The sequence below is a fragment of the Ruegeria sp. CDSB022 genome, assembly GCF_059611145.1.
The window spans coordinates 18,204-40,525 of sequence record NZ_JBXWOZ010000023.1 but is presented as its reverse complement, the minus strand read 5'-3'; the positions used below and the strand labels follow the sequence as shown (position 1 = coordinate 40,525).

Below are 22,322 nucleotides of genomic sequence, written 5' to 3'. Positions count from 1 at the left end.
ATTGCGGGCAATGGCCGGGCTTTTCTGGGATATTGGTGACCTTGCCAGGCCACTCTGACCGCGCGCCACAAAGGATTTCATCCATACCTGGATCGGGCGGGTATCGCACTCCCGACTGTAAATGACCGCTTTCACGGATTGCGGGAGTTGTTATCGCACATGCAGCGAACGTCTTCTTCCCGCCCGCTTGTGCCGAAAGCTATGTGTTGCAAATGGAGATAGCGATGGCTTAAGCCCCCTGCCCTCTAATAGCTTTGCGCATCTATTAAGTAGCCGCCCACAGGCTCGATAGAGGTGCCGCAAACATGTTGTCTGCAAAGGGTACAACCTGATCGTGGTCGTAGAGAACGAGCCCTTGAACAAATTTATCACCACACGCTTCTGCCAATTTGCGCATCCCGGAAAAGTCGCTGGAAGTAACCGTTGCAGACGACTTCACCTCGATCCCGACGATCTCTCCACGTCTGTTTTCCAGAACGATATCTACCTCGTTTCTGTCTTTGTCGCGGAAATGAGAAAACGTGCACCTTTGTTCGCTCCAGGTGCCAATCTTGCGCAATTCACTGAACACAAATGTTTCCAGGATCGACCCGAAGGGTGTCTTTTCCTTTTTGACAGTATCAGGGGTGACGTTGCGCATCGCTGCAAGAAGTCCTGCATCAAGAAAGTGCAGCTTGGGGGATTTGGTGAGGCGCTTCAGACGATTTGTGAACCACGGCTGCAAACTGTGCACGAGAAAAAGGCTTTCGAACACGCGCATGTATTTCTGGGTGGTCACATGATTCAACCCAACGGCGGCACCTAACCCCGAATAGTTGACCAGTTGACCGGAATGCTCCGCGAGAACTGCCAGTAGTTTCGGCATGATGGCGAGCTGTTCGATCTGGGCCACGTCGCGGACATCCCGCTGGACAATAGCGTCGACGTAATCGTGGTACCAATCCTGCTTTCGTCCCCATCTTTTCCGTCCAAGTGCCTCAGGATAGCCACCAGAAAGAACTGTCTCTACAAGGTCATCTCCGATGACCAGCTTGTCTACGACGGGGTTCTTTGCGTCAAACGCCCTGTCGATAAAGCCCGATTTTGTTTCAAGGATTTCTGTCTGGCTGAGGGGGAGGAGACGAACAATTTCCATTCGACCTGCAAGGGAGTCCGCGACCTTCGGTATGGTCATGAGATTGGCAGAACCGGTTAGCAGAAACCTCCCTGCCCTTCTGTCATCATCCACCGTTTTCTTAATTGCCAGTAGTAAGTCTGGTGCCCGCTGAATCTCGTCGATTACTGCCCGATCCAGTCCTCGTACAAAACCGACCGGATCATCGACAGCTGACTGCAAGACGGTCGCGTCATCCAATGTTAGAAAAGGAACCTTGTCGGAAGCGATGTCTGTGGCAAGCGTTGTCTTGCCAGACTGACGGGGTCCCGAGATAAGAACAACACGGGTGTCCGACAACGCCTCTTCAATTCTTGTTTTAGCGAATCTTGGATACATGCTTGAACCATCTCATTCTGACCGATTGAAAGTACGGTTACGACCAACTGAAAGTCAATGACCGACTAATTGAAAACCGCGATACTGAAGACTGAAAGCGCTGACTGAGTTTTGGTCGCCATAACAGGTGTACCTTTTTCATGGTATCTTTCAGTGGTCAGGACGAATTCTTATGAATACGAGCCTTTGGTGCCAACAGAGCTGTAGGTTTCATTTCACCACTGTCTAACTTCGCTAAAAGGGTAATCATGTAAGACACGTGAGACTGTATTTTCTCAGCGCGTTGGAAGATGTATCCCAAAACCATGAAACAAATAGCTGGGCCATGTGTCGACTTCATAGCATACCAGGTTTGTCCAAGTCGTAGATATGCAGCGATGTCGTCCATCAGACGATCACAATGTGCTTGATCCCGTGCAAAGCGTAGTTCGGAGCATAACCGTGGAAAACTGTGCTGCATTTGATCTGGGGAAACTTGAATCCGAGAGATTTTCTCTTTCTTAACTTCTGGATTCAATGAGTCCTCTTTGTGCCCCTCAATTTCAGTGTCATTGCCCCTCAAATTTTCTGTATCGGTTTGCGTAATCTCCGAGATTTCCACAGATATTTCAGACAGTAATTTGCTAAGTACGTTTGCGTCCGGTTTGCGGCGCAGAGCGTTGCGTACAGTCACCATCAGGTCTGAGATTGTGCTATCGTCTGCAACGAGTTCCCTGAGGTGAGCCAGGGCTGCCGAAACCTTGTCGCGGAGCACAGTGAATTCAAGAACACGGTCAGTATGTTTCTGAGCTTCCTGGATGAATTCCCCATGCCGCTCCGACAATGGCATCAGGGACAGCCCAGATGCGTTAACCACCCTGCCCTGTCGATCCCGGCGCGCCCAGCGTTTACCGTTTGCGCTCATGACGCGACGGATTAGTCCGAGCTCAACAAGTGCTGAGATGTGACGTTCAACAGTTTGAAGGCTGACGTGAGTTCGTTTGGCAATCGCAGCGTTGGAAGCGAAACAAACATGGTGATCATCCTGGTCCGCAGAAATCTGATCTACACTCACAAATGAGATCATTGCTCTCAGCACATTGAGGGATGTTGACTTGAGCCCGAGGGGTTCTCTGGCTTCTTCAACGGCTCGAAGAAGCATCCATTTTTTAGGCGTAATAGCCCCCTGCCCTGCCATTCTTGACAAGGTTGCTCCACTTGGAGCCAATCCTGTTAGTGTTTTCATGATTTTATGTCAGCAGACAAAGAAAACCTGTTCACCCAGAGGCGTTTTTTGTTGTCTCGTGATTCGCGGGCTGTTAGGGTTTAGGTGTCAAATCTATAACCACTAGTTGGTTTTCAGCCCTCGGAGCCTTAGGTTTCGGGGGTTTCTTTTTTGCTTTTCTCCTTTTGCTCATTGCCTCATGTAGAGTTAACACCTGTTAACTCGCTTATTCCTCGGCGCCTTCTTTGAAACGCTCGTAGGATTTCTCAATAATTTGACCAAGGTTTTCCTCAAGCCAACGTGCATAAGCTTCATTCTCCCCTGATCTTTTGATCGTCATGTTCACCGCTGAACTGTTGGTCTTGATGACAACGTCAGGTGCCGGATGAATTTCCTGTGCTGCTTCCTTGTGGGTCAAGCTACCTAGGAGCCCGTTCAATCGATCGTCGGAATCAGATGTATTGAGCTTATCTAGAAACCTTTTTGCCCTATCCGCTGTTATTACTTTCTTTCGCAATGCTTCAGCGAGAGCAGTCCACTTCGGGCGGCCAGACTTCGGCGCCGGCCCAATCATATCCCCGAGATCGTCAGGAATGTCGTTGGTGACTCGCTCCAATTGCGATAGCGTATTCTTGGATATCGCCAGTGCTGTGATCGCTTCCGAACGGTCATATCCTTGGTTGAGAATTTCGCGGGCGAACCGAGCCCTCTCATAATAGCTGAGATCAACACGCGAAGAGTTCTCCAGACCTTTCGCTTGAAGCGCCTCCTTGTCATCAAGCGTTCGCACCAGCGCGCGTACTGGCTGGTTTAGATGCTGACAGGCTAAGATACGACGGCGACCGTAAACTACTTCGAAGTGACCATCAACTTCCTCTGAAGGGCGCAGGAGGACCGGAACCTGCTGACCGCCTGCCTCCTTGATGCTTTCGGCCAGCTCAAGAACGGCTGAATCGACGTACGGTTCGGCTTCTGAGTTAACAGGTGTTAACTCGATACCAAGCCTGTCTTTTGGGCCCCAGGGCAAAATAAGCGAGGTATCGATGTCCTGGATGCCTCCGGCTCCAACACGGACTGATGCAATCGTGCCGCGAGGAAGTGCTGCATTTGCACGTTCCGTATTTGCAGGTGGAATAGGCGGGTTTCCGGCTGCCGCAGCAATCGCCGCTGCCATGCTGGTTTTGTTTTGTTTAAGTGCCATTTCAACGGCCCCACGCGGTTTGAATCATGTTTGAAACTTCATGTCCGACGGCATCCATGCTTGATCGGGCACGGTCATAGGTCGATCGCGTCATTTCCGATCGAACAACTTCGTACATTGTCATTTTCAGCATCGCGGCGTCGGCGATAGCCGTGCTTCTCAGCGCAGTCGCGCCAATTACCCGATCCTGAAACAATGCACGCATTAGGCTGACAATCTGTTGGGAAGGTGTATCAGATGGATCGTCTCTGGTTATGAGAAAGCGGAAATTGTCGTGAACAATAGGAATCCCGGAGTTCTCAAATTCTTCCAGGTAAGCCGAAGTCATTTCGAGAAACTGCTGGGTGGAGGCTACATCCAACATGCTTGGCGTTAATGGAACCATCACAGACGTCGCAGCAAACAAACCGGCAAGTGTCAAAAAGCCCAGAGAAGGAGGGCTATCGACGATGATTACATCATAGTTTGCTTCGACAGACTCAATCGCGCTGGCGAGCCGATTGTAGAAAGGAATGCCCTTTCGTGCGTACACAGCGGTTTCTGTCTCGAACTCTGATAGGATTAGTTGGGCGGGGGAGAGATCCAGTCCAGGAAAGTATGTGGTCCGAATGCACTCGCGCATTGAGACTGGATCCTCATAACGCAATGCGTCGTAGATAGAATTGCCGTCGAATTCGATTTCGGGTTGAATGCCGCAGAACCCAGTCAAGCTACCTTGGGGGTCAAGGTCGATTGCTAGAACGCGATAGCCTTGAAGTGCAAGATAATGACATAAGTGAATGGCCGAAGTGGACTTCGCTGAGCCACCTTTGAAGTTCATAAGTTGAATGACCTGAAGCCGGTCGTCGTCGCGACGGCCAGGAAGGTATTTACCAGGTTTTCTGGAGCTGCCCTCAAGGATCTGCCGCATTGCTAAGATTTCGGACCCGGAATAAAAGCGCCGACCGTTTTTGTTTACGCTCGGCTCGGGAAGTGAGCCTTCAGCGTGACCTTTTCTAAGGAACTGACCGGTTGTACCAAATAGGTCTGCCACTTCTGTCGCACTAAAGAGGCGGAGGGTTTTTGACAGCTCGGGAGAATACGCCTGAGTTAAGTGAGTCGTCAGTGCAACTTGTAGACGATCAGAGATTTCACGTGTAACGTGAGACTGCGTCGTCGCAGCAATGGGTGTGGTCTGTAGCATAGTTGCAGTTTTCCTGCTCATTTTTGTTTGGTTGCGCAACTTGGGTATATTTAGGCACTCGTATTCCGATTCATGTCAAGAGAAAAATCAATAACTTGTGGATCGTTTTGCAGCCAACACAAGCGCCCCGAAGTTAACAGCTGTTAACTCAGGTTGCCATCGAGCACTCAAGAGGCGATCGGGGAATGCAAATTACCGCTCAGAATTTGGCCTCGGATCCCGCTCTTTTCCGGGCTGTTTGATTTCGAGAAATTTGTCTTCCGAAACGAATCGACAGTCAATCTCGGGTGTGAATGTGCATTCACGACTTACTCAATTTGAAGTTCGACTGCTTTAGATATAGCGCAATACAGTAAATCGCCGTGGCGTCCGTACGTTGGTTGCGCCTGCTATCAGGCGACAGCTTTACCAGCTAGTTAGGGTCGGGCGGCAGGCATTTGATTGCCGAGTTTCTTGGCTGACGATCGTCGCTGTTGCAACTTTTTGGGCAATGATCTTCAGGGAGAGGGAAGCGGCGGAACAACAAATGGCGGCACTGCGGTTCAATTGAAGCGGTGTCGACTTTACCCCAACAAATCTGTTGCCGGGTTCTCGGCTATATCAACGTCATCGTAATATGTCTGCGCCTGGGCCATGGAGCGATGCAGAGACAGGCGCATGGCGGCCTGGATCGGGGCGCCGTCCAGCGCCGCCTGAGTCAGGAAGCCCGACCGAAGCCCGTGTGGGCTGGCGAAGTCCTCCGGTAGCCCAGAAAGCTTGAGCCGGTGCTTGACGATCTGATAGATCGCATCGGGGGACAGGCGCCGTTTCAGCACACGGTCGGCCTTGGATATCGGGCGAAAGAGGGAACCGTCGCTGATCTTCCCGACTTCAATCCAGTGCACCAGCGCCTGTGCGGCGCGGCCTTTGAGCACCAACCGTGGTGTTTCACCTTTGCGGGTGGTCTTGGTTTCCAGCAGGGACAGCCAGATCAAGCCTTTCTTCTCAACTTTATCGCATGACACGTCCTCGCGCATCAGCCCGGTGATCTCGGAACGACGTCTACCGCCCGAGGCCCAGCCCAGCATCAGGATGGCCCGATCTCGGCAATCGCGGCGGGAACCGCGACAGGTGGCCAGAAGCTGCTCAAGGATGTCACGCGTGATGGGATGGGCCGATTTTGGGGCAGGGGGCCGGGCTGCCGCCCGGCGCGCCTTGGCCCGGGCCTGTTTGACCTGTGGCGCACCAAAGGGGCTGGTGAGGTTCTTCATCCGGTGGAAGGCCAGCCAGGAGGCGATACGGCGGTCCAGTGTCGAGGGAGCCGGGCAGATGAGGGATCTGCGCAACCCTTGTGCGATCAGCGCTTCGGCGGTTTCACGGGCAACATCCGTTTCCAGTGCGTCGCTTAGGTCGCGCGCGTGATCAAGTATGAAGGCGAGGGCGGTGGCCTCGGATTCCGGCCAGTCCAGCGCCGTGCCAAAGCGTGCGGATTTCCAGGCGGTGATATACAACAGATCGCGCTCATAGGCGCGCAGCGTGTTCTCCGGTGTGCCGCGGACATAAAGATCGGTGAGCGCCTTCTGATCAGCAGCGGAGAGGGCAGGGGAGGCGGTGGGGAGATATAGGGCAGGGGGCTTCATGGGCACCAATTTACGCCGGTTTCTGCTGAAAATCAATTAAACATGATAAGGGGAACTTATCGGGTGTGATGGTGATTTGAAAACGCAACAAAAGTAACGAGCAAAAAGCTCGATTTATGAGCGTAAATCAAATTGAGGTTTTACTCTGTAACAGAAATCATGCAGGTGAGGGACACAGATCGAAGCGGAAAATTGAAAATCTCCACCACTAGACCGTCAACCGCCCTTTTTGGTTTGGTTCAGTCAAATATTCAATAATTTGCCAAGGCCCGTCTGCCAATTGCGCTCTGCTAAAAAAGGCTTGGTTCATCGCGCACCCATTTTCTGGCGCAGATGCCGTGCGAGCGCTGCCACTCGGCGAGGTTGGGCTCGGCTGGGCGGAAACATCATTTGCAGCGGCTTGGGTGGCGGGAGGTAGTCGCCCAATAGGGTTACCAGCTTTCCGGTTCTGACATCATCTCCGACATCCAGTTCCGACTTCAACACAATGCCATGGCCTGCCAGAGCCCAACTGCGGATAAGCGAACCATCATTTACAATCCGGTTTCCCTTAACCGGGATAAGCTGACGCTCGCGGCCTGCGCCAAACTCCCAAACGTTGTCGAGCGAACCACCAAAACGCATAATCAGGCAGTTATGATTTGTGAGGTCTTCGGGCAGTTCTGGTGCTCCATATGTCGCCAGATAGCTTGGTGCTGCACAGACGAACCGCTGGTAGCTCCCGAGATTGCGTATTCGGAGCGAGCTGTCGGTGATGTCTCCAAACCGAACAGCCAGGTCAAAACCCTGGCCCACGAGATCGACATAGGCATCGGATAGCGACAGTTCTATTGAAACGGCCGGATTCTCTTCGGTGAATTCAGCGATCACGTCAGAAACAATACCACGACCAAAATCGATAGGCGCACTGACGCGGATTGGGCCAGACAGGGTTTCGGCGCCGTGACGAATGCGAGTGTCGAGGTCTGAAACTTCACTGAGAACGCTCTTGGCGCCATCGAGCAGAACGCGGCCTTCTTCGGTCAGACTGATTGAGCGTGTTGTCCGGTTGAACAAAACCACACCATAGTGCGTTTCCAGCGCAGCGAGCCGTTCGGAGACGGTTGTGCTCGACAAACCAGTCTCTCGGGCTGCTGCAACAAGGCTGCCTTTCTCGGAAATGGTCAGGAAGAGGTGAAGGTTGTCGAGAAGCATTGGTCGGCATTTCCGGATTATGTGTCCGATGAGTGACTGTTTATCCTGTTTCGTCGGCGGCGTAAATCTACGACACCAACGAAACAGCAAAGGAACGACCTGATGGCCAAGCTGACCATTGTCGCCAACATCATAGCCAATCCCGACAAGATCGACCTTGTCAAAGCAGAGCTCACCAAGCTCATCGACATCACCCGGTCTGAAAGAGGTTGCATCAACTACGACCTGCACCAAGACAACGATAACCCGGCTCATTTCGTGTTTTTTGAAAACTGGGAAAGCCGTGAGTTGTGGCAGACCCATATGGGAGCCCCGCATCTGGCTGCATACATGACGGCGACTGATGGAGCCGTCGCCGAATTCACATTGAATGAGATGACCGCCATCGGTTGATGGGGAACCTTAGAGAGGAACACGTTATGAAGGCTGTTGGATATCGTGAGGCAGGATTGATTGATCGGGCGGACGCTTTGATCAATTTCGAGGCAGATAGACCGGAACCGTCCGGCCATGATTTGCTTGTTAAGGTGCAGGCTGTCTCGGTGAACCCGGTCGACACAAAAATTCGGCAGCAGCGTGCTCCTGAAGGCCGTGCTCCCGATGTGCTCGGTTGGGATGCCGTCGGGAATGTTGAAGCCGTCGGCGAAGCGGTTACCGCGTTTAACCCGGGAGATGTCGTTTGGTACGCAGGAGCAATCAATCGTCCAGGGACCAATGCCGAATACCATCTGGTGGATGAGCGCATTGTCGGCGCCGCCCCTAAGTCCATACCAGTTGCATCGGCCGCTGCGATGCCCCTTACGACTCTGACAGCATATGAAATGTTGTTTGACCGCTTGCGTGTAGAAGTGCCCGTGCCTAGCGGAACCAAAACTCTGTTGGTCATTGGGGGCGCGGGCGGTGTGGGATCGATCACCATTCAGTTGGCGAGGGCTTTAACCGACCTCACTGTGATCGCCACTGCGTCGCGACCCGAAACACAAGACTGGGTTCGGGAGTTGGGAGCGCACCATGTGATCAGCCATGCAGATCCGATGGGTCCGCAACTCGAAGCGCTTGGTGTCAAAAGCGTGGATTTTATCTACTCGACCAATCATTCTCATTTATATGCGGCCCAGGCGGGGGAAGTGATGACGCCTCAAGGTCGTTTTGGTCTGATCGATGATCCCGAAACTTTTGACATCATGCCATTCAAACCCAAGTCGATCTCAGTACACTGGGAGTTCATGTATACCCGGTCGCTGTTTGCGACTGGTGATATGCATCGACAGAGCGATATTCTGAATCACGTTGCCAGTTTGATAGATGAGAGAGAGATCAGGTCTACCGCGACTGAGACGCTTGGTTCGATCTGTGCTGCCAACCTGATCAAAGCCCATGCTATCCTCGAAAGCGGCAAGGCAAAGGGCAAGCTCGTCCTTGAAGGATTTTGAAATGGAAATTGAACGGCTCGATCACGTGAACATCGTGACCAACAGACTGCCTGAACTGGTGGCGTGGTATGAAGAGATACTTGGTTTGAAGCCAGGACCACGCCCCGACTTTCCGTTCCCCGGGGCTTGGATGTATGCAGGTGAACATGCTTTGGTTCACCTAGTGGGTCGTGAAGGACAACTCAGTGTTGGCTCAGAAGTGAAGCTGAAACTCGAACATTTCGCATTCTCGGCAAAGGGGATGAGTTCATTCGAGGACAACCTCGCGGAACGCAGACATCCGTTCAGAAGAACAAATGTCCCCCGCACCAATCTAGTCCAGTTTCATCTGGCTGACCCCGACGGCAATCATATCCATATCGACTTTGACGAAAGTGAATAGCTGGAGAAATCCTGGCGATAAGGGTGTCCAATATATCGCTGGCTCCGGTCGTTAAAAATGTGGGCGACGGTTCTGAGATAGTAAGTACTAACTATCGGGAACTTCTCCCGATGTACCTCGAACTTTCAGGGTCGCGGAATACTCGAAATGACGGACTGGTAGTTCGGGTGTTCGCATTCGGTCCAGAAGGATCTCGGCCAACCGCTTGCCTAACATTTTCGGGTCGATCGCCATGGTTGTTAGGCCGGGCGTCGAGACGGCAGCATCCTCGATGTCATCGAAGCCTACTACCGAAAAATCATGTCCGGGTTTCAAACCTGACTGGATCAAGCCGAAGCAGGCACCAAGCGCTACAACATCTCCGTTACAAACAATGCCTGTCACCTCGGGGTGTTTGTGACGGAGCGCTGCGACAGCGTCAAATCCGGCGCGCTTGGTCTCCTCACATGGCCAGATTATTGGGCGCACGCCATCCAGTTTTTCACAAACGCTAAGGTAACCGGCGATGCGCTCCTCGCGCACCGACGTTTGCTCGGTGCCGCCAAAATAGGCGATGTACCTGTGTCCCAAATCAATCAAATGCTGTGTGGCTTGAGCAAGAGCCTCTGTGTTTAGAACACCAACGTGATCAAGGGACTGTGATACCTTGCGCATGAAAGTAACAGCGGGAACACCGTGGGTTTCCAGAAGCTCCATAGCGTCCTCGTTCGTGTCGAGCGCCGGCACCCAAATCAAACCACGGCGACCAAATCTGATGCAGGCTTCCAGGAGGCGGTCCTGACGCTGAAGGTCTCCTTGTGCATCGAGGACCGACACCATGAAACCTTCGGTTTCGAGCAAGTCGACAGCGCCGCTGACAACCTCTGCGTTAAACGGGTTGGCCAATTTGTTAATGATGAAACCGATTTCGCGATTGTCGCCCGATCGCATTGCGGCCGCCGCTTGATTTGGGACGTAGCGCAGACGCTTGGCTGCGCTCAGGACTTTCTGACGGGTCTTCTCTGAAATTCGACCAGTGTCACGCATAACCTGGCTGACGGTTGGAACCGACACACCCGCTTCTTTGGCAACGCTGGATAAGGTGGGTTTTTTCGTCATGGGTCACAGTCTTGGTATAACGTTTGCCTAAAGTCGCAAGCGGTTTTGCAAATGGCAAGCAGTTTATGACGAACGCTTGGGCGCAAGAGGCTTGACTCATGATACAACGATATATCATAGTAACTGCATTCTCCCTCGGACTGATCCAAGGTTGTCGGCGAGGGAGGGAGGTTGCCTGGTTTTGGACAACCTCAGACATAGGGAGGAAAACATGTCTATTCATTCGAAGCTGGCGGGAGCCGTGTCCGGTGTGGCCATGCTTGTTGGCGCTGTCACCGTGCAAGCTGAAACTCTGTTCTGGTCGACCCAGGCCCGGCCAGCCGAAGAAGCGCAGGCGATGCGGACCGAGGTTCTTGGTGGCTTCGATGGTGGAGTGGATTACCAGCCGAACGAAGACGGCCCTTGGCTGACGCGTTTGCAAGCTGAACTACAAGCGGGCTCGGGTAGCATTGACTTGCTGGGTTCTTTGCACGGCAACTTCTCGGCGATGAACCCTGATGACCTAATGGATCTCAGTGATCTTGGCGTCATGTCGGCCTCAGACACTTTCAATGATCTGGCCAAGCTGGGAACTGACGGCCTGCACTACATGCCTTGGATGCAAGCGAGCTACATCATGGCCGCCAATAAGGAAGCGCTGCAATACCTGCCTGAAGGTGCGGACATCAATGCGCTGACCTATGACCAGTTGATCGCATGGGCGGCGAATGTAGAAGAAGCAACTGGCCAGAAGAAATTCGGCTTTCCTGCAGGACCCAAGGGTCTAAAACACCGCTTCTTCCAAGGCTACCTCTACCCGTCCTACACTGATGGTGTCGTGCGGACATTTGCATCGCCCGAGGCTGTGACAGCATGGGAGAAGTTCAAAGAGCTGTGGAGCCATACAAACCCTGCATCGACCAACTTCTCGTTCATGCAGGAACAGCTGTTGAACGGCGATGCCTGGATCGTCTTCGACCACACCTCGCGCCTTGCACAGGCGTTTAATGAGCGTCCTGACGATTTTGTTGCCTTCCCGGCGCCTGCTGGTCCGACCGGCCGTGGCTTCATGCCTGTTCTGGCAGGTGTTGCCATCCCACGCACCGCGCCAGATGCAGAAGGTGCCAAAGCGTTGGTGACCTATTTGATGCAGCCCGAAACACAGATTGCGACCCTAAAGGCCACAAACTTCTTCCCTGTGGTTGAAGTCGAACTGCCAGACGATCTGCCGCCTTCGGTCAAAGCTGCCGGCGAAGCGGTTGCCACGATGAGCGGCTCACCAGATGCTAATCCTGGCCTGCTGCCTGCAGGTCTGGGTAGCATGGGTGGGGATTTCAATCGTGTTTACGTAGATGCGTTCGAGCGCATTGTTCTGGCTGGTCAGCCCATCGAGCGGGTTCTGGAAGATCAAAAGAAACAGCTGGAAAAGATCATGACTGAAACAGGCGCGCCTTGCTGGGCACCAGATGCACCATCGGAAGGTGCTTGCCCGGTCGAATAAGACCTTCCCTGACTGCCGGGCCGCCGAAGCTGTGGCCCGGCTCCCCCAGCAAAATCCCAATTTAAAGGAGTGGTCCGATGGAAGCGCGGCTTTTGCCCTATTTTCTGATCCTCCCGGTGACGCTATTTCTTTGCCTGTTTTTCCTCTATCCGTTTGCGCTGGTTGCGCAGCAGGCTTTTGGAACAGGGAACGGCTTTTCACTGGATAACTTTCGCGAGGTCGTGAGCTACTGGAAGTTCCCGATCTCGATGAAGAACACCTTTCTTCTGGCCGCGGCCGTGGTACCGATCCAGCTGGCGTTGTCACTTCTGATGGCCACGATGGTCACGAAAATGGAAAAGGGCCGTGATCTGGTTCTGTATATTTGGACCATTCCGCTGGGTATTTCTGATCTTGCCGCCGGTATCATCTGGCTGGCGATCTTCGAGCAGTCGGGTTTCCTGAACTCGATGATGGTCGGGCTTGGTGTCACTGACCAACCTGTAAGTTTGCTGAGTTATCAAACACCGTGGGTAGTGTTCCTGGCGATTATGCTTGCTGAGATTTGGCGCGCAACTGCGATCATGCTGGTGATCCTTGTGGCGGGCATCGGCCTGATCCCCAAGGAATACTACGAAGCTGCGGATGTGTTTGGCGCCTCGCGCTGGAAACAGTTCACGCGTATCACCCTGCCGCTATTGCGCCCGTCGCTGCAAACGGCCCTGGTCCTGCGCGTCATCCTGGCCTTCGAGGTCTTCGCCGTGGTTGCAGCTCTTGGGGGCACGATCTTCCCGGTGCTTATGGGCGAGATCTACGCCTATCAGTTTGACCTGCAAAATAGTGGGGCAGCAGCAGCGCTGGCGATCATCGTTCTGATTATCTCTATCGTCTTCACTCTGATCATCATGCGCGCTCTGCGCGTCCCGAAAGGAGCCACGATATGATGGCTGTAGCAGACGTTGTGGCCCCTGACGCCCGCAAGGCGGGTAGGGGGCTCTATCGAGCAGGCGTGATCTTGCTGTGTGCCTGGGTGATCATACCGCTCTACTTACTGTTCGTGAACACAATGTCCTCACCGGATACGGTAAACAGTTTCCCCAAGAGCTTCATCCCGGAGTTCAATATGGGATCCCTGGAATTCTTCATGGGGTTCCAGGGAATGCTGAGGGCGCTGTGGAACTCGGTTGTGGTGGCTTTGATGACGATGGTGATGTCCATCGCCATCGGAGCCCCTGCGGGCTACGCCCTATCGCGGTTCGACTTCCGTGGGAAAGAGCTGTTCCGGCTGCTGATCCTGCTGACCCGGGCCTTTCCGCTGCCCTTGCTGGCGCTGCCCCTTGCGGTTCTCTTTATCCGCACAGGTCTGGATGACACGGCCTTCGGTCTGGCGCTGGTCCACACGACCCTGGCGATCCCATTCGCAGTGCTCATCACCTTTTCGCTCTTCTCGGGTATCCCGCTGGAGCTCGAAGAGGCAGCCTGGACGCTGGGCTGCACGCGGCTGACCGCCTTCACCAAAGTGATCCTGCCTTTGGTTCTGCCAGGGATTACAGCCTCAGCGATCTTTGCATTCGTGATCTCGTGGAACGAAGTGTTCGCAGCCGCTGTGCTGACGATCGAGAACCGGACATTGCCCGCATTCCTGTTGCAAACCCTGGGTGAGGCTCCGTTACACCTGAAGTTTGCAGGCGGATTCATCCTCGTGGTGCCTGCGCTGATCTTCATCTTCGCAGTGCGCAAATATCTCTTTGCCATGTGGGGCATCGCCAACCGCTGAGCGGTGGCTGAAAGGAAACTGAAATGGCTGAAATACAGATCAAAAACGTCGCCAAGAACTTTGGGTCCTACCAAGCTCTGCATGACATCAACCTGACCATCGCAGACCAGGAATTCATGGTCCTTCTGGGGGCATCGGGCTGCGGTAAGTCTACGCTTCTGCGTATCATCGCCGGACTTGAGACGGCTACAACCGGCGAAGTCTGGATCGGAGGGCGTCGTGTGGATCACCTATCGCCCAAGGATCGCGGCATCTCGATGGTGTTCCAGAATTATGCGGTGTTTCCGCACCTAACGGTGTTCGAGAACATTGGCTTTGGTCTGCGGATGCAAAAATTGCCCGATGATGAAGTTAAACGTCGAGTGGAGAGAACTGCTGGGTTAATGCACATCGAGCAGCTCCTTAAGCGCTATTCAGGCGAATTGTCAGGTGGTCAACGCCAACGGGTCGCGGTCGCACGTGCCTTGGCGATGCAGCCGGACGTAATTCTGATGGACGAGCCCCTATCAAACCTTGACGCACTGCTGCGGATGGAGATGCGTGCCGAGCTGAAGGGCGTTCTGGCCGAAAGCAAGACCACCGCAATCTATGTAACCCACGATCAGGTCGAAGCTATGTCCATGGCCGACCGGATCAGCGTTATGCATCTGGGCAAGATTGTTCAGGCAGCCACGCCCATCGAGGTGTACAGGGATCCAGCGGCCGAGTTTGTAGCCAGTTTCATCGGCAATCCGCCAATGAATTTCCTCCCCGCTGAAGCTGCGGGCTCTGGTCGCTGGACAGTGGCCGGGCAGAACCTTGACGGTCCGGCAAATGGTAAGGATCTGAAATGGGCCATCCGCCCGGAAGATCTACGCATTGCGGATCAGGGGTTTGGAGCGCGAGCCAAGGTTGTAGAACCTTTGGGCGCACATTTACTTGTGACTTGTGATGTAGACGGGCACCAGTTCCGTGCAGTTCTGGACAGTGAGCTCAGCGTGAAACCTGGTGATGTACTTACCCTGGCACCGCAAGAGGGAAGGGGGCGTTGGTTTGACCCCGAAACCACTCTGGCCGTCGCTTAAGGGGGAAACAGGATGAGCCAAGCTCTGATCGATCAGGCCCGAGGCGTCATGGAAGGAAATGATAGGGGCACCTACACCGTTCCTACCCATGGCCTCTATCCTTTCCAATGGAACTGGGACAGTGCTTTATCCGCGCTTGGCTTTTCGCATTTCGACATGGATCGGGCCTGGGTCGAGGTCGAGACTCTTATGGCCCATCAGTGGGACGACGGTATGGTGCCCCATATCATTTTCCACGAACCTGATGATGGGTATTTCCCGGGTCCTGACGTCTGGCAAACAGGTCGAGATGTGCCCACGACTGGAATTACCCAGCCAGCGGTTGCGGGTTTTGCGTTGCGCAAGCTTTATGATCGGACTGAAGACAAAGCGGTCGCGCGTGAGCGTCTGGCCAAGCTCCTGCCCAAGGTCCATGCATGGCACAAATGGTTCTACCGCGACCGCGATCCCAAAAGCACGGGATTGGTCGCAATCATTCACCCGTGGGAGTCTGGCAGAGACAACTCGGTGGATTGGGATGAAGGGCTGGACGCCGTGCCGATTGAGGGTGTCGCGCCATTTACTCGGCGCGATACGACACACGCCAACCCAGATCACCGCCCGTCGGACGAGCAATACAAGTGCTATATCTGGCTGGTCGAGTACTTCCGAGGGCTTGGATGGGATAATGCGAAGCTCCACGATGCCTCGCCCTTTTGCCTCGTTGATCCGGGCTTTAACGGCATCCTGATACGGTCTTGCGACGATGTTGCGGATTTGGCCGAGTTCTTAGGCGAATCTTCGATGGCTTCGGAGGCGCGTGAGATGGCCGCAAATGGCCGCGCGGCGCTGGAAAGCCTCTGGAACCCGGCGCTGGGGCAATACACGTGTTACAATCGTGCCGCCGGTCACCTGCAAGACACACCCACGATTGGTGGGTTGCTCGCTGCAATTGCCGATGTCCCTCATGTTCGAGCTGATGCGCTCGCACGGAGGATCGCTTTGTTGGCCGAGCAATGCGGCTATCTGGTGCCCAGTCACGACCCAATAGATGGCGCTTTTGACAGCCTGCGCTATTGGCGCGGACCGACATGGTTAATCGTGAACTATTTGATTGCTGAAGGTCTTAGCCGATCTGGGCAGGGGGGAACGGCACAACGCATCCTCGCAGACAGCCTGAAGCTTATTCAGAAAAGTGGCTTTGCGGAATATTATGACCCAAACAGCGGCGAGCCCTGTGGTGGTGGAGATTTCACCTGGACCGCAGCCATGGTGATCGAAATCCTCAAGACCCAAAAAGTGTCAGCATGAAACGTTCGCGCATCAATGAGATCATGGACCAAGCAGCTGAGTTCATTTGCTCTCATGGCTTTGCTTTGCCGCCCTTCGCCAATTGGAGTCCAGAGGAATTCAAGGCTCGTGAAAGTGATGCGCGTCATGTGATTGACGCACGTTGCGGTTGGGACATCACTGATTACGGTGACGGTGATTTTGACAGGATGGGCCTGTTCCTATTCACACTGCGCAACGGGTTGCAGAGTGATTTAGCCAAGGGCGGCGGCATGTGTTACGCCGAGAAACTGTTGATTTCAAGGCAAGACCAACTGTCGCCAATGCACACGCATGTTCTGAAAGCTGAGGATATCATCAACCGCGGTGGCGCAACTCTGATTGTTGAGCTTTTTGGCTCAGACGACGCGGGTGGTTTTGCAGAGGATCGCGGCGGTGAGGTCTGGCTGGACGGCATCCGACATCATTACCAACCGGGCGAGAAGCTGCGCCTGGCACCTGGTGAAAGCGTTACCCTGCGTCCTGGTGATTGGCACGCATTCTGGGGCGAAGGAGGGGATGTGTTGATTGGTGAGGTCTCAACCATCAATGACGACGAGACCGACAATATCTTTCGTGAACCCATCGGCCGCTTTGCCGAGGTTGAGGAGGATGTTGCTCCAACACATCTACTGGTCAGCGACTATTCTAAATGGCTTGGTTGATTGATGAAACTTGCAATGACCAACTGGCGTTGGCGTTGGAACGCAACTTGTTGGACGAGCTGCGTTGCCAACAATCGCAAGGTGATAACAGCACAATTAATTTGGTCTGCCAAACGGATGGCTCCCTGAAGGGCGGGCTTCTGGGCACAACATCTTATGGTTGGTTGTTGCTCAAAGTCTTGTGGGTGGCCCAGCCTTTCCGGCGTCAGGGGTTAGCCCGCGCTTTGTTCGACCGCGCCTGTACCTTGGCCAAGGCGAGTGGCTGTCACAGTGTATGGCTCGATACATCCAATCCCAAGGCGCGCGAGATCTATCTGCGTTGGGGGTTTGTACAGTTTGGCAAGCTAGAAAACGGACCGGATCGTGGGCCGTCAGAACACAGCCGTTGGTTCTTGCAACGGCCCATCACCTGATCCGCAACATAAATCCTATGATTGACCCCGCCAACAACCCTCGAAGCTTTCTGGAACACCTCTTTTCCTCCGCCGTTGCTGTGGCCGACCCCATGCTCGTGGTGCCCCGACACTTGCCAAAGCGCCCAAAGGGGCGGCTGCTGGTGATAGGAGCAGGCAAGGCCAGTGCCCGCATGGCCGAAGCCGTTGAGGCGCATTACGGCCCGTGTGAGGGACTCGTCATCACCCGGTATGGGTTTGCTCGACCCTGCAACGGCATCGAGATTGTCGAGGCGGCGCACCCAGTGCCGGACTCTGCGGGTGAAGCTGCAACGATCCGGATGTTGGAGATGGTTCAGGGTACGACTTCAGAGGATACGGTAATCGCCTTAATCTCGGGTGGGGGGTCAGCGCTGCTTTGTGCCCCGGCAGAGGGTGTAACCCTCGCCGACAAGGTTGCGCTCAACCAAGCGCTCTTGGCCTCTGGCGCACCGATCGGAGACATGAACATCGTCCGAAAACACCTGAGTCGCGTCAAAGGTGGACAACTGGCGGCGGCCTGTGCACCAGCACAGATGCTTAGCTTGCTGATTTCCGATGTGCCGGGTGATGATCCGGCGCTGATCGCCTCGGGCCCAACTGTGGGTGAAAAAAGCAGTGCAAAGGATGCAATCGATATCCTGAAGCACTACGGAATTACTGTATCAGAAGCGATGCTGTCTAATTCCAGCGTCATCCCTCCGGATGATCCCATCTTTTTGCGCGCAGAAACGCGCGTGATCGCTGCCCCGGTGCAATCCCTTGAGGCTGCTGCCGCGGAGGCAGAGGCCCAAGGCTGCAAGGTGCATCTTCTAGGAGATGCATTGGAAGGAGAAGCAAGAGTACTGGCAGCGCATCAGGCGGCGGAGGCCCTGTTGTTGCAGTCAACAATCAAGCGCCCGACCTTGCTGCTATCCGGTGGTGAATGCACCGTTACAAGGCGGGGAAACGGCATTGGAGGTCCCAATGCCGAGTTCACGCTGGCCGCGGCATTGGCTCTGAACGGGGCGGCGGGCATTCACATACTGGCTTGTGACACAGATGGCGTAGACGGTGCGGCAGAAGTGGCCGGTGCTTATGCAGGGCCCGATACGCTAGCACAAGCGTCCGGCAAAGGCGTCTCAGCCCGAGAAGTGCTGGACCGCAATGATGCCCATAGTTTCTTCGGTGCAATCGGAGGTCAAATCGTTCCAGGACCAACCCTCACAAACGTTAACGACTTTAGAGCGATTTTGATCCTTCCCAAGTGATTCAAGCACGAACATCGGGAATTAGAATGGGTCAATAAATCCTGGGCCCTGGGCATGTCTATGTACCGGAATATGTAGAGCGCAGCAGCTGATATCGTAACTTCAACAAAGTAAGCTACGGTATGTATTTTGAGGGTGCCACGATGGAAAGTTTGCGGTTGTTCGAAAACCCTTCTTTGCGCCGATGGGTTAACCCGCCAATCTGAACTATAACTTTGCAACACAACCCGACCCGGGCAACAAAGTCCAATAGATCCACCGAAAAAAGTCTTACAGGACTATCGGAAGCTTCAGCGTAACGCTCGCTCCTCTTTCGACCTGGTTGATTGAAATTTGCCCTCCGTGGCGGTGCGCCACGGCAGAGACGATTGACAAGCCTAATCCGCTGCCTTCGGAGTGTTCCAGTTGCGAAAACCGAGCGAACGCTGCGTCGCTTTGGTCAGGCGAAAGACCCGCTCCGTCATCGGCCACAGTTAAACTGACGGAGCCGCTGTCACACTGCAGCACAACTGAAATTCTGTTCAACTTAGCGCCGCCGTGCTTTACCGCGTTATCCAGCAGGTTCTTTATTGCTTCAATTAGGAATACTCGATCACCTGACACCATGATCGCTGCGCCAGGCATCGTGACATCAAATTCGATACCCTTCGCGAGGATGTGAACACCCATCTCTGCGCAGGCCTCCTCTACAACCGAGCGGAAATCAATCTCATCCATTTGATCTTGGTGCGTTGGTTGCCTGAGCCGCTCAAGCGACAACAGTTGTTCGGCCACAGTCGCAGAGTTTTTTGCTGCAATCACAAGCTCTGAAATACGCTTGCCCCGGTCCTCATCCGTTTTTGCTTCCTGAAGTGCTTCGGCCATGGATTGAACGGCTGCTGCCGGGTTTCGCAACTGATGCGCGGCTTCGGAAATGAAGGTCTGGTGGGCGTTGATACTGTGCTCCACCTGCGCAAAAAGCCGGTTCAGGGTTTTGACGATGCCTCGTACTTCGATCGGGACCGACCGTTTGATTACGCTGAGGTCGTCGGGCGACCTCAGCGCGATCGCTTCCTGTAAATCGAGCAACGGCCGTAGACCGCGGGCGACGCCGAACCACACGACAATGGCAAGCGTCGTCAACAAAATGCCCATCAGAATTGCAGCGCGGATCGACAACTGGTTGGCAAATGCGTTCCTGTCGGCCATGAGCTGCCACACAGTTACGGTCGCGTCTCCCACCAGATTTTCCAACGTGACGCGTTCGGTCATCCTGAGAACCCGGACTGGAACCTCCCGGTGAACAGACTCAAAAAGATAGGGTATGTAAGGGTCTTGCTGGGCGGATGAAGCAGATGTGGGTGGATATGCGTATCCAGTGACATAGCTGCCACCTGGACCAGTCACGTGATAGAATATCTCTCCACCTGATGCTTCGTGGATCATACTGCGCGTAGACGGCAGCAACGCGTCGCCGCCCGAGATTGCCACATCGCGTGAAATAGCGAGTCCCGCTGATAGTAAGCTCTCATCAAAGAGCTCCTGCGCGGTTTTCTGAGCAACGTTGAAACGCCAAAACCCAAGCAGAAACGCAAGCAAAACCAAAGGCGTGAGGATCAGCAGGAATAACCTTAACCTGAGCGACCGCTGCGGTATCACTTCTGCACCTCAAGCAGGTAGCCAAGCCCGCGGGCCGTTTTGATTCTGATGCCCAGATCCTGAAGCCGTTTTCGCAACCGCGACACATGGGGTTCCACGGCGGAATCCTCGATGTCCGCGCCGACACCATAGACATAGTCGGTCAATTGGCTTTTGGGGACAATCCTACCTCGACGTTCAAGCAGGCATTCAAGCACGGCCAATTCCCGGCGTGGCACGTCCATTACCTCTCCGTGAACGGTTACCTGCCGTGCAGAGCGATCGAATTCCAATCCGCCGATGGTTTCGCGCGCGCCATAATCGAGGTCCTTTCTGCGCGAAAGCGCCCGAATGCGGGCTTCCAACTCATCCATCTCGAAGGGTTTGACCAGATAATCGTCAGCGCCCATATCCAGACCCAACACACGGTCGCTTGTCTCTGATCTGGCGGTCAACAGGATTACAGGGGCGCCATCCCCGCGACTGCGCAAGGATTGCAGGATTTCCAAACCGGACCGACCCGGAAGGTTAATATCCAGGACGATCAGGTCTGCACCTTCCTGTTCCAAATAGACGTCAGCCTCGTCGCCATCGGTCAGCACGTCAGCCGCATGACCACGATCACGCAGGCGATAAGCAATTGCGTTGGCAAGTGGCTCATTATCCTCGACGATTACAATCCGCATCGGGTCTCCTGCAAGTTTCGCGCAAGGTTGGCCCTTCATGATTGCTAGATGGGAGGGGGAATCAACCCCACAGTTCTATTTGCGATCATGGTGGTGCCAAGCGTGCCGTCGTGGTTGTCTGGTCAACAGGGAGGAACCAATGACCAATTCCAACTTTACCCGTCGCGCGGTCGTGGGGCTGATCGCTGCCGCCGGAATGGCCGCGCCTGCCGCTGCCGAAGTCGATTTCTCGGGCAAGACCATCGAGTGGGTCATTCCGTTCTCGGAAACAGGTGGTTCGGCCAAATGGGCGAACTTCTTTGCGCCGCTTCTGTCGGAGGCGCTGCCGGGCCAGCCAACCGTTGTGGTAAAATTCATGCCAGGCGCAGGATCAACCAAAGGCGCCAACTGGTTTCAGGAACAAGAGCACGACGAAGGCACGCTTTTGTTCGGCACATCCGGTTCAACCCAGTTTCCGTATCTTCTGAGCGATCCGCGCGTGCGTTATGAATACAACGACTGGATTCCAGTCATGGCGTCGGGCACCGGGGGTGTCGCCTATCTGAACGCGGAAGATGGTGCGAAATTCGACGGATCGGCAAATGCGCTGAAGGACACAAGCTTTATCTATGGCTCGCAAGGCGCAACCCGGCTGGACCTAGTACCGCTACTGGCGTGGCAGATGCTGGGCATGGATGTTGAACCGGTCTTCGGCATTAAGGGTCGCGGTGATGGCCGTCTTATGTTCGAACGTGGTGAGGCCAACATCGACTATCAGACCTCATCGGGTTTTCTGGGCGGCTCGGCCCCATTGGTTGAGGCCGGTCAAGCTGTTCCGATGATGACTTGGGGTGCACTGGATGCCGATGGCAACATCGTGCGCGACCCGACGTTCCCGGATATCCCGACCTTCAAAGAGGTTTGCGAAGCAACCGATGGCTGTGAAACCAGCGGTGAAGCGTGGGATGCGTGGAAAGCCTTCTTTGTTGCGGGATTCCCGGTTCAGAAACTGGCCTTCTTGCCGGGTGATACCCCGCAGGATGTCGTCGACACGTACACAGCAGCCTTCCAAGCTGTCACTGAGCGTGCGGATTTTGCCGATATCTCGTCCAAGCGAGTTGGCAAGTACCCAGTGTTTGTCGGAGACGGCTCCAAAGCCGCCTTGCAAACTGCAACGAGTGTGGATGACAACGCCAAGCAGTATGTCCTGAACTGGCTTAAAGATTCCTACGGCGTGGAGCTGAACTAAGCCAGCCCTTCACGGCGCGTGCCCTCTCACA

General features: G+C 54.4%; 21 protein-coding genes. 12 read left to right on the top strand and 9 right to left on the bottom strand.

Going from position 1 to position 22,322, the window contains the following annotated elements:
• Nucleotides 1-265: 265 nt before the first annotated feature.
• The 6 genes from AC2FIZ_RS19990 to AC2FIZ_RS19965 form a co-directional block, all read right to left on the bottom strand.
• Nucleotides 266-1,492 carry an ATP-binding protein gene (locus AC2FIZ_RS19990; protein ID WP_496791565.1) on the bottom strand — a complete coding sequence of 409 codons (1,227 nt, stop codon included), beginning with the start codon at nt 1,490-1,492 and terminating at the stop codon, nt 266-268.
• Nucleotides 1,493-1,649: 157 nt separating this feature from the next.
• Nucleotides 1,650-2,717, bottom strand: a complete 1,068-nt coding sequence (locus AC2FIZ_RS19985; protein ID WP_496791563.1) for a helix-turn-helix domain-containing protein — start codon at nt 2,715-2,717, stop codon at nt 1,650-1,652.
• Nucleotides 2,718-2,922: 205 nt separating this feature from the next.
• Nucleotides 2,923-3,897: a plasmid partitioning protein RepB gene (gene repB / locus AC2FIZ_RS19980; protein WP_496791562.1), complete on the bottom strand. Its 975-nt coding sequence runs from the start codon at nt 3,895-3,897 to the stop codon at nt 2,923-2,925.
• A 1-nt stretch (nt 3,898) separates the two neighbouring features.
• Complete coding sequence (gene repA / locus AC2FIZ_RS19975; RefSeq protein WP_496791561.1) at nt 3,899-5,101, bottom strand: plasmid partitioning protein RepA; 1,203 nt, start codon at nt 5,099-5,101, stop codon at nt 3,899-3,901.
• Nucleotides 5,102-5,643: 542 nt separating this feature from the next.
• Nucleotides 5,644-6,699, bottom strand: coding sequence for a tyrosine-type recombinase/integrase (locus AC2FIZ_RS19970; protein WP_496791560.1), 1,056 nt, complete (start codon nt 6,697-6,699; stop codon nt 5,644-5,646).
• 306 nt (nt 6,700-7,005) lie between these two features.
• Nucleotides 7,006-7,893 (bottom strand): LysR family transcriptional regulator, encoded by an 888-nt coding sequence (locus AC2FIZ_RS19965; RefSeq protein ID WP_496791558.1) that lies wholly within the window; start codon nt 7,891-7,893, stop codon nt 7,006-7,008.
• 102 nt (nt 7,894-7,995) lie between these two features.
• On the opposite strand from AC2FIZ_RS19965, the gene AC2FIZ_RS19960 reads away from it, so the two are divergent.
• From AC2FIZ_RS19960 to AC2FIZ_RS19950, 3 genes are read left to right on the top strand one after another with little or no spacing between them, the layout of a single operon-like run.
• The gene (locus AC2FIZ_RS19960) at nt 7,996-8,286 is read left to right on the top strand and encodes a putative quinol monooxygenase (RefSeq protein ID WP_496791557.1); all 291 of its coding nucleotides are present in this window, start codon (nt 7,996-7,998) and stop codon (nt 8,284-8,286) included.
• Nucleotides 8,286-9,326, top strand: a complete 1,041-nt coding sequence (locus tag AC2FIZ_RS19955) for a zinc-binding alcohol dehydrogenase family protein (protein ID WP_496791556.1) — start codon at nt 8,286-8,288, stop codon at nt 9,324-9,326. The genes AC2FIZ_RS19960 and AC2FIZ_RS19955 overlap by 1 nt, the downstream gene beginning before the upstream one ends.
• Before the next feature lies 1 nt (nt 9,327).
• Nucleotides 9,328-9,708, top strand: coding sequence for a VOC family protein (locus AC2FIZ_RS19950; RefSeq protein WP_496791555.1), 381 nt, complete (start codon nt 9,328-9,330; stop codon nt 9,706-9,708).
• Between the two features lie 87 nt (nt 9,709-9,795).
• Here the strand turns inward: AC2FIZ_RS19950 and AC2FIZ_RS19945 are convergent, their stop codons facing one another.
• Entirely contained in the window at nt 9,796-10,806 is a 1,011-nt protein-coding gene (locus AC2FIZ_RS19945) for a LacI family DNA-binding transcriptional regulator (protein ID WP_496791553.1), read from the bottom strand.
• A 211-nt stretch (nt 10,807-11,017) separates the two neighbouring features.
• On the opposite strand from AC2FIZ_RS19945, the gene AC2FIZ_RS19940 reads away from it, so the two are divergent.
• The 8 genes from AC2FIZ_RS19940 (at nt 11,018) to AC2FIZ_RS19905 (ending at nt 18,760) form a co-directional block, all read left to right on the top strand.
• Nucleotides 11,018-12,286 carry an ABC transporter substrate-binding protein gene (locus tag AC2FIZ_RS19940; protein ID WP_496690237.1) on the top strand — a complete coding sequence of 423 codons (1,269 nt, stop codon included), beginning with the start codon at nt 11,018-11,020 and terminating at the stop codon, nt 12,284-12,286.
• A gap of 77 nt (nt 12,287-12,363) precedes the next feature.
• Complete coding sequence (locus tag AC2FIZ_RS19935; RefSeq protein WP_142640343.1) at nt 12,364-13,209, top strand: carbohydrate ABC transporter permease; 846 nt, start codon at nt 12,364-12,366, stop codon at nt 13,207-13,209.
• Entirely contained in the window at nt 13,206-14,042 is an 837-nt protein-coding gene (locus tag AC2FIZ_RS19930) for a carbohydrate ABC transporter permease (RefSeq protein ID WP_496791552.1), read from the top strand. The genes AC2FIZ_RS19935 and AC2FIZ_RS19930 overlap by 4 nt, the downstream gene beginning before the upstream one ends.
• 23 nt (nt 14,043-14,065) lie before the next feature.
• The gene (locus AC2FIZ_RS19925; protein ID WP_496791551.1) at nt 14,066-15,106 is read left to right on the top strand and encodes an ABC transporter ATP-binding protein; all 1,041 of its coding nucleotides are present in this window, start codon (nt 14,066-14,068) and stop codon (nt 15,104-15,106) included.
• 12 nt (nt 15,107-15,118) lie between these two features.
• Entirely contained in the window at nt 15,119-16,396 is a 1,278-nt protein-coding gene (locus AC2FIZ_RS19920) for an MGH1-like glycoside hydrolase domain-containing protein (RefSeq protein ID WP_496791550.1), read from the top strand.
• On the top strand, nt 16,393-17,079 hold the full coding sequence (locus tag AC2FIZ_RS19915; RefSeq protein WP_496791548.1) for a D-lyxose/D-mannose family sugar isomerase: 687 nt from the start codon (nt 16,393-16,395) through the stop codon (nt 17,077-17,079). The genes AC2FIZ_RS19920 and AC2FIZ_RS19915 overlap by 4 nt, the downstream gene beginning before the upstream one ends.
• Entirely contained in the window at nt 17,067-17,492 is a 426-nt protein-coding gene (locus AC2FIZ_RS19910; RefSeq protein ID WP_496791547.1) for a GNAT family N-acetyltransferase, read from the top strand. The genes AC2FIZ_RS19915 and AC2FIZ_RS19910 overlap by 13 nt, the downstream gene beginning before the upstream one ends.
• A 17-nt stretch (nt 17,493-17,509) precedes the next feature.
• Nucleotides 17,510-18,760 carry a glycerate kinase type-2 family protein gene (locus AC2FIZ_RS19905; RefSeq protein WP_496791546.1) on the top strand — a complete coding sequence of 417 codons (1,251 nt, stop codon included), beginning with the start codon at nt 17,510-17,512 and terminating at the stop codon, nt 18,758-18,760.
• Between the two features lie 270 nt (nt 18,761-19,030).
• On the opposite strand, the gene AC2FIZ_RS19900 is transcribed toward AC2FIZ_RS19905, so the two are convergent.
• Together AC2FIZ_RS19900 and AC2FIZ_RS19895 are read right to left on the bottom strand one after the other, a co-directional pair.
• Nucleotides 19,031-20,398 (bottom strand): sensor histidine kinase, encoded by a 1,368-nt coding sequence (locus AC2FIZ_RS19900; protein ID WP_496791545.1) that lies wholly within the window; start codon nt 20,396-20,398, stop codon nt 19,031-19,033.
• Nucleotides 20,395-21,063 carry a response regulator transcription factor gene (locus AC2FIZ_RS19895; RefSeq protein WP_299668801.1) on the bottom strand — a complete coding sequence of 223 codons (669 nt, stop codon included), beginning with the start codon at nt 21,061-21,063 and terminating at the stop codon, nt 20,395-20,397. Before AC2FIZ_RS19895 ends, AC2FIZ_RS19900 begins: the two co-directional genes overlap by 4 nt.
• Nucleotides 21,064-21,202: 139 nt before the next feature.
• Here AC2FIZ_RS19895 and AC2FIZ_RS19890 point away from each other — a divergent pair, with 139 nt between their 5' ends.
• Nucleotides 21,203-22,291, top strand: a complete 1,089-nt coding sequence (locus AC2FIZ_RS19890) for a tricarboxylate transporter (protein WP_496791543.1) — start codon at nt 21,203-21,205, stop codon at nt 22,289-22,291.
• The last annotated feature ends 31 nt before the right edge of the window (nt 22,292-22,322 follow it).